Annotated in this window: 8 protein-coding genes; 2 read left to right on the top strand and 6 right to left on the bottom strand. The window is 43.5% G+C overall.

All coding sequences use genetic code 11. The features are described from left to right. Together ACEW8S_RS16395 and ACEW8S_RS16390 are read left to right on the top strand one after the other, a co-directional pair. Positions 1-624, top strand: a 624-nt coding sequence (locus ACEW8S_RS16395; RefSeq protein WP_373519196.1) for a hypothetical protein, incomplete at its 5' end; no start/stop codon positions are given. Positions 625-795: 171 nt separating this feature from the next. Further along, positions 796-1725, top strand: a complete 930-nt coding sequence (locus ACEW8S_RS16390; protein WP_373519195.1) for a transporter — start codon at positions 796-798, stop codon at positions 1723-1725. A 553-nt stretch (positions 1726-2278) separates the two neighbouring features. Here the strand turns inward: ACEW8S_RS16390 and ACEW8S_RS16385 are convergent. The 6 genes from ACEW8S_RS16385 to ACEW8S_RS16360 form a co-directional block, all read right to left on the bottom strand. Continuing rightward, complete coding sequence (locus tag ACEW8S_RS16385; RefSeq protein WP_373519194.1) at positions 2279-2944, bottom strand: class I SAM-dependent methyltransferase; 666 nt, start codon at positions 2942-2944, stop codon at positions 2279-2281. Between the two features lie 388 nt (positions 2945-3332). Further along, complete coding sequence (creD, locus tag ACEW8S_RS16380; protein ID WP_373519193.1) at positions 3333-4712, bottom strand: cell envelope integrity protein CreD; 1380 nt, start codon at positions 4710-4712, stop codon at positions 3333-3335. A 38-nt stretch (positions 4713-4750) separates the two neighbouring features. Continuing rightward, positions 4751-5521: a DUF2236 domain-containing protein gene (locus ACEW8S_RS16375; protein ID WP_373519192.1), complete on the bottom strand. Its 771-nt coding sequence runs from the start codon at positions 5519-5521 to the stop codon at positions 4751-4753. 19 nt (positions 5522-5540) lie between these two features. Beyond that, a complete protein-coding gene (locus ACEW8S_RS16370) occupies positions 5541-5825 on the bottom strand; it encodes a hypothetical protein (protein ID WP_373519191.1) in 285 nt (94 codons plus the stop codon). A 178-nt stretch (positions 5826-6003) separates the two neighbouring features. Continuing rightward, positions 6004-6321 carry a winged helix-turn-helix domain-containing protein gene (locus ACEW8S_RS16365; RefSeq protein ID WP_373519190.1) on the bottom strand — a complete coding sequence of 106 codons (318 nt, stop codon included), beginning with the start codon at positions 6319-6321 and terminating at the stop codon, positions 6004-6006. Continuing rightward, positions 6318-6959 (bottom strand): hypothetical protein, encoded by a 642-nt coding sequence (locus tag ACEW8S_RS16360; protein ID WP_373519189.1) that lies wholly within the window; start codon positions 6957-6959, stop codon positions 6318-6320. The genes ACEW8S_RS16365 and ACEW8S_RS16360 overlap by 4 nt, the downstream gene beginning before the upstream one ends. Positions 6960-7645: the final 686 nt, after the last annotated feature.

Here is a 7645-nt window from a genome sequence, read left to right as displayed (position 1 = left end):
CCATTTTTTACGCGTACCTATCAAAACGAACAGATTTCGGGAACCCGGGGTACGGTCATACAAGAGGGCGAGAGCCTCAACAGCATCGGGGACAGCGATATTTCCGTTCGCTATGGATTGCTGAATACGGGAGGCTTGGCACTGTCGGCCAGCCTTAAATTCGGACTTCCCGTTGGTAACAGCTCGGGCGGCAGCGATGGCAGCTTCCAGACCGGGGACGGCGAATTCAACCAGCTTTTACAGGTCGATCTGGGGATACCCTTCGCATTCGATGTGGTTCCCGGATTCGTTAAAACGTATATCGGATTCAACAACCGCACCATGGATTTTTCGGACGAGCTACATTTCGGGGCGGAAGCCGGGCTTAATTTTCTCGGGAACAAAGTCTGGCTGATCGGGCGTATCAACATGGTTGAATCGCTTCAGAACGGAAGTCTTTCGGCACAGACGAACCAAGGAAGCATTTTTGCGAACAATATCGAATATACCAGTGTGGGCGGTGAAATAGCATATTATCTGACTGAAAGACTGGGTATTTCCTTTACCTACGGGGGTGCATTGAGCGGAAGGATCATTTATGCCAATCCCACCTATTCGGGAGGGATTTTTTTGGATATCAAATGATCCAAATGTTTGTATGGGACGTGCCAATTGTCCGTCCGATAGCTTCCGTATCAAGCTGTCCAATTGTTCCAAATAGTTGAAAAGGAGGGTTTTCTTATATTTTAACATTATCCATGTAAGCAACCTACTACGAATCCGACCTAGCCCGATAAACCCTAAAAACTAAAGGATATGAACCCAAGGAACACTAAACGATTGATCGTACTGGCATCGTTGATAACGGCATCGGCAACGCATGCCCAAGGGGTAATAGACGGTTTCTATAACCCAAAAGGAAAAATTTCGTTAACGGCCTCCTACACCCGGACGGCCTACGACGAATTCTATGTGGCTGAGGAAAAGGTCGGCCCCGTACCCGCCCATAACAAGGTTACCCAGGACATTCTGGGCATCTACGCCAAATACGGGGTGTCGGACAACCTTACCATGCTGCTCAATGCCCCCTATATCTCCGCCAAGGGAGAGGGAGATCCGGATCCCGTGAACGGCGAGACCGAGCAATCCGGTTTTCAGGATCTGGCCATCGCGGCCAAGTATAGGCCTTTCAGCCTGGCCCTGTCCGGCGGAAAGATAGATGGTATTACCTCCCTCGGTATCGGCATTCCTGCGGGCTACGAGCCCAACGGCGTCCTTTCCATCGGGACGGGTGCGTTTACGACAGATTTTCATTTGGGCGGCCATTTGCAGTTGGACGCCGGGTTCTTCAGTACACTGGCCATCGGTTACAGTTTTCGCGGAAAAGCGGACAATACCTTCAATACCTCGGACGGGGAGGACTTTGACGTTCCTAACGCTTTCCTGGCCATGGGCAAAGTAGGCTATACGTCCTCCAAGTTCTATGCCGAGGCATGGGTTGACTATCAAGGTACTTCCTCTGACGGGGTCGATATCATGGGGCCGGGATTTGCCGGCAACTTTCCCGAGACCAAGGTGGACTATACCCGTTTCGGCGTCTCCGCTTATGTCCCGATAATCTCCGGTGTTGGGGTAAGTGCAGGCTTTGGCACCGTGCTGGACGGCAGGAACGTGGGGGATACCACCTATTTCAATACAGGTATTACCTATTCGTTCGATACCATATCAACGAATACGAATCCATAAAAATTTTCCCTTCATGGGAAAGAAGCTCGGCAACAAGTCGGGCCTTTTTCGAACGACTACCCCGATCCGGAATGGCAATCGTCGGTCAAAAAAAAAGAGGATTCCGATTGGGGGAAGGAATCCTCGTTTTTGGTAAACGTTCGGGAGATACTTGTCTAGTGCCTAAAAATAGACAGGGAAAACAGGGTTATAAAATTAATGTTGCGAAAACAGCTTTCTTAGTGGTCTACATAGAAAATCTGGTGGTTAAATCGTACATAGTACTTCTCGAAGGGACTTAAATTATTTCGATCAAAGGAATGACCACCAATCAAAAATCCAATCATCGGGAATCCAAGAAATGAAAAAACCGATGTCTCCACCGGCTTTAACCAAACTCACTCAAACTTTATCCTCGCAAAAATAATGACGAAAATACGTTCTAAATAGGTGGTTCCTATTAACGAAACCTGAGTAATTTGTTAATTATTACTTGAATCGAAAAGGACTTCAAAACAAAATCGCATAGAAGTATGGGTCATTAAACAATTTAGAGGTCGGTAATCCGTAGTTCTTATTTTTCAAGCACCGTTAAAGAATATGCCCTTTCCCTGTATCGCTCGTTCTCCTCCTTGACCATTTCCTTCTTGTTCTTGATTTTGATCAGTTTGAAGGGGCTTCGTTTTATCAAGGATATTACATCGCTGTTATCGAACAAGTTGAAGCCGTATTCGCAAAAGGGCAGCTTTTCCATAAAGCTTTTTTGTACAAAGACGATGCTGCACCTACCTTCGGGTTTTAGGACACGGTGCATTTCCTTCAAAAACGAGGAGGCCTTTTCCCAAAAATAGATGGTGTTCACGGTCAACAACTTGTCGAAACTACCATCTTCAAAAGGAATGTTCTTTCCGTCGTACAAATGGAAGGATGCCCTACCGTTCCCGATATTTTCGGCGTTCAACCTTTCCGCTTCCCGCCGCATCACGGGCGAAATCTCAAGCCCACAGTAACGGATGGTATCCAGCTGGCTCAAAATCTTGTTCAGGTGGCCGCAGTTGCCGTGGCCCAGTTCAAGAATCCGGTCATTGGCGGAAAGGCGCAGGGAATTGATTCCGCTTACCGTCATATTTATATTGGTCCTATCCATTAAAGCGGCCATTTCAAGTCCTTTTTGTCCGCTGGGACAGCGCAGTTGAGCCGCTGTTTCCTGTACGTCTTCCGTATCCATTTGCTTTTCCATCCGTGTAAGATAACGTTTATTTTGAATTATCCGGAACCCATAATCCCATTCAAATATTAGGACCAACAATTGGAAAAGCCTCCCGTCCACCACCTATTAGGCCACCATACTTAAGTTCCACAAAACGATCGCTGAAAGTAAGTGGCATAAGGGTTTTTGAAAGTTCAATTTAACGTGGGTTTGTTTGATACAAATAAATAGCTCAAGAATATCTGTCAGGCAGAGCACTCGAGGCACAGGAGTTCCGGAAATTTTATAACGACCTTTTGGCTAGATGACATATTCACATCAGGAAATGATACGAAGTATCAAGCCTGAAAAGCAAGATCAGTAAAACAAACAACTTGCTCTTTTTTGCTGATTCCTTAGATCGAACCCAGGTATGTGTTCAATAATTATTCCAGTCAATTTTTCTCGAGACGAACATGACGGCGGCAAGTATGAGGAAAAGACCAATGCTTCCCACCAGTAGCGCGTAATTCTCCAGCTGAATGATCACATAAATGAAAGCATACAGAGAGAGAAGGGAAAGACCAATGAAGATTGGAAATTTCCAGCCTTTCAGGATACTTTTGGAATAAAGGCTGATCGTAGGGATCACCGAGGTTCCCGCGATCAAATAAGCTTTGAAAAAACTGCTGTGTTCGGATATTGAAATGAGCAAGGTATAGAACATGACCAGTCCAAGACCGATCATAAGGTATTGAAAGGGATGGATCGGAATTTTGCTCAGGGTCTGAATAAGGAAAAATAGAAGGAAGGTAAGACCGATAACTAGAAATCCATATTTGGTTGCCCGCTCACTTTTCTGATATTCATCGACCGGAACCATAAAATTCACGCCAAAAGCATATGCCGTTAAGTTTGGAAGGCTGTTATTGAAAGCCTGCGGAAAAGGCCTGTTGATATCCAGAATTTTCCATTTGGCGTCAAAACCATTGTCGGTGAGTTTGTCTCTGTTGTATGGAAGAAAATTACCTTTAAAACTAGTTGTTTCCCATTCTGAAAGAACTTGGGCGTCCGTGGTCTTACCTATGGGAACAAAAGAAATTTCCGAACTTCCGTTCACCGAAACTTCCATGCTGAAATCTATACTTTTATCACGGGGCAGATCCTCCTGTTTCAGGATTTCACTTTCCATGAGATACAGGTTTTCCTTTCCGGGGATGTGCGTTGTTTGACCAACCTGGTATTTGGAATTAAAGCTGTAACGGGAATTTCCAGTTACCAGATTAATCTGGTCGTTCACACCTTTTAAATTCGAAGTTTTGAATATGAAACGCGCTTTTTGCCATAGGATATTTTCTTCTGAAACATCCTCGCTTTCAATATCGAAATCCGAAAAACTTCCGCTAATACCGGTTTTGCTCTTATAGACCACGGTTTTATATATGCCACGATTTTTCATTTCAGGATCGATATTGGATTTTATGTTCAACCGATGGGGAAATAAATAGAAATATTTGATCTCCTCAACGCTTTCGGCTATAACCTCGTTTTGAGGACTGGTTATTCGCTTTTCACGAAAACTACGGTATGGAAGTTTAAGCACGGGACCGAACATGATAACTTCATCGCCCCATTTGTCATTGATTTCCGAAACCACAGTTTTTTGGCGCTGGGCCCGCTCCCTAATAAGGTCCTGGACCATGAACAGCGGGATGAGCAGGATAAGTGTAAGAAATCCGACTACGAACATTCTTGCCGTGATTGAAGCTTTGATCCAGTTGAGGAATCGGTTGCCGGTTTCTTGTGTATCGTTGTCCATTTTTTTGATTGTTTTGAATGATTAGCGGTGATCTGGTTCTACACTGAAAAGTGATCCAGTGACCTGATAACTCCTTTGTAAGCTGAAGGTAGGATTGGGGATCTCAAGGTATTATCCACATGAATATCCCGGCTTAATTTGAATGCTGAAATAACCGGACCTAAAAGCGAAAAGCTTCGGTGCGCCAGTAATTTTCTGACGGTATTTGGAACTATGACAATTTGCGTTTCTAATAATATGCGGTAGCGTATAAAGCCCAAATGTTTTCGGTATCGACAATAGAGATCTTTGGTATAATCCCCATTGTACAGATGTTGTTCCAGGTGAAGTTTCCTCATATTTTCGAATTGCCCGTAAGTTACCGGCAGTTCTTTTATATGCATGTTTATCCCGACTTCCCGAAAAACTTTGAACACGTCTTCCTTTTCGCAAATTGTAAGCTTACGTTCCAGAATTTCAAACGATCTAATGGAATAATCGATGGGCATAAAAAGGACGTCCCTATAGGCCCAGTCCGGAATGGAAATTCCACGTTTGGATTCTACCGCCGAATGGGCCCTGTTCATTTTCTCGATAGCGTTCAGCGTTGGTTGTTTCTCGGCAAAAACGATTTGCCGCGCACAGGAAACGGTCGAAAATAATCTCCCAAAGGAATCCCCGGGAAGTCGACCGGTGTAATAGAGCCAATCGACTGCTTTATTCAAGGCGAATTCCGCCGAAGCCCCGGCGAAAATCATCAGAATGGTATCGCCCTTTCCCCAGATTTCCCTGACCACTGAATCTTTAAGTACAAAAAATTGGCCATTCATAATTCTTGTTTGAAGGGATTCAACTTCCGGCAAAAGGAGTTCCGAAGATGCCTACCGCAAGTTCTGCCCACGTTACCAGTAAGGTTACGATAATGATTCCACAGACGATTAGGCGGTTTCCGGTCGATGGGATCTTTCTAAGCGCCAACTCGATGGCCAGTCCTGTTCCAAGCAATAGGATGCCCATTACCAAAAAGTCGGAACCGGACCAGTTTACGTTGTCGCTGAATTGCATTCCGACAAGAGGAATTGACAAAATACCGGCCGCTATGCCCAAAATGATCAATAATCTGGTGTTTTTCATGATTTATAATTTTAATTAATGATTGATCCCATGCTCCCACCCACGCGAAGCCAAGAACCATGCTTATCCAAAACCGACTAAAATGGGCGATTACACATATGATAGTAAATAATAAAGTACTTTGAAAATCAAAGTAAATTGATAAAAAAATATAGACTGTTCAAGTCCTGTTTTCAATTCATTTCTTCCTATCCAGATCTGTCGGAGGGCTAAGTAACTTTTCCAGGGCATCCAAATGGTCCCGAAATGCCTTTTTGCCCTTTTCCGTTGCCAGGTACCGGGTATTGGGTCTACGGTCTATAAATGATTTTTCGACCGCAATATATTCTTCTTTCTCCAGTGCTTTGGTATGACTTGCAATATTGCCATCCGTCGCACCAAGAAATTCCTTCAGCGTCTTAAAATCGGCATAATCGTTCACCATCAACACGCTCATGATCCCGAGCCTGACCCTGTGATCAAATGCCTTGTTTATATTGCCGATCATATTTTTCATCGAGCACTTTTGCGGTCATATTTATTGTACATCCAGACGCCATAGAAGATATGGAAGACCCCAAAACCCACTGCCCAGAAATAAAGGCCGTAGCCGATAAACTGGGTCGCGATAAGCCCAAGGGTTAGGTTCGCATATCCAAGGCTTTTTAAGTCCCCCAGGGTATACCTGCTGGCATGGATCAGCGCAAGGCCGTAGAAAATAAGCATGCCCGGTGCAATAAGACCGATTATGCGGTACTGCAATAGGACGAGACAAAAGATGCCACCGGCAACGAGGGGGGCAAAGAAATTTATCAGCAGTCTTCTGCTGGTGCTATCCCATATTTTTTGATCGTTCCTTTTCGCTTTCCTTGTGGTCAGGAAAACTGCGGTACCGATCGCAAGACCTAGAACAGCTATTGTAACCAGGAACAGCTGATACGTAAGATCTGGATCCATAGACTGGACTGAAAGTGTATTGTAATCGCTATAGATAGATCCATGGTCCGATAGTAGGACGTTTGCGATAACCGCACCTATAACTGCGTAGATCCCGGCGAAGACTCCTGACAGTCCGCTAAGGGAAATAAAACGGGAAGAGCGGTCCATTATATTTTTAATTTCGCCAATGTCCCTAAGATATTTTCCGTTTTCCATTTTTAAAGTACTTTGATATTCAAAGTTAATTAAATTTCGGATCAATCGGTGTTAATACGGTTAATTATTTTTCATTTCAAGTATCTGACAATTAATCGCTCATTTTTTACAATCAACACAGAACTATATTTCGAGGGGCGTTACAAAAAAACGATTTCGGTTTAGCCATAGTTTACGGGTAAATTCATTGATGTGATATTTCTAAAAAAAAATCTCTGTCTTAATCACGGTAGAGCACCGATCAAAAATTGTTAGGGAAGACATTTTTAAGGGACTGGAATCAGAAAGAGGTTAATCTGACAAAAATACTTCAGTGGGCATAGTACGTCTAAACGGGCATTGGAGACAAACGATTTGAGGTTTTTGAAAAGTCTGAATTAAGGTGGGATTAAGTAAACTAAGTCCAATTAAATGGAAATGGGTTTAAATAATCTTTGATATGTAAAAAACAATGCCAAAAAAAAATCGTTTTGCAAAACCTTTCTTTTGTGCCGAACCCGACGATGGGATAATACCACATCCTGTAGGCAAAATCAGGTGTACAATTAATGGACATTCGATGTAAATAATTTTTACAGTTAAAAGAGTCATTTTCAAAATATAAACTATAACCGTTTGATGTTGAATACATTGTAATCTTGGCATAATATTAGTCGGGATTCTAAGATCCTACGGATGTTTGTATT

Origin of the sequence: Pricia sp., from assembly GCF_041745955.1 — a bacterium.
Taxonomy (GTDB): Bacteria; Bacteroidota; Bacteroidia; order Flavobacteriales; family Flavobacteriaceae; genus Pricia.
This window is presented reverse-complemented; position numbering and strand designations above follow the sequence as displayed.

Coding starts and splice junctions, on each gene's coding strand:
- ACEW8S_RS16360 (WP_373519189.1), bottom strand. CDS start 6,959: ATGGAAAACGGAAAATATCTTAGGGACATTGGCGAAATTAAAAATATA.
- ACEW8S_RS16385 (WP_373519194.1), bottom strand. CDS start 2,944: ATGGAAAAGCAAATGGATACGGAAGACGTACAGGAAACAGCGGCTCAA.
- creD (WP_373519193.1), bottom strand. CDS start 4,712: ATGGACAACGATACACAAGAAACCGGCAACCGATTCCTCAACTGGATC.
- ACEW8S_RS16390 (WP_373519195.1), top strand. CDS start 796: ATGAACCCAAGGAACACTAAACGATTGATCGTACTGGCATCGTTGATA.
- ACEW8S_RS16365 (WP_373519190.1), bottom strand. CDS start 6,321: ATGAAAAATATGATCGGCAATATAAACAAGGCATTTGATCACAGGGTC.
- ACEW8S_RS16375 (WP_373519192.1), bottom strand. CDS start 5,521: ATGAATGGCCAATTTTTTGTACTTAAAGATTCAGTGGTCAGGGAAATC.
- ACEW8S_RS16370 (WP_373519191.1), bottom strand. CDS start 5,825: ATGAAAAACACCAGATTATTGATCATTTTGGGCATAGCGGCCGGTATT.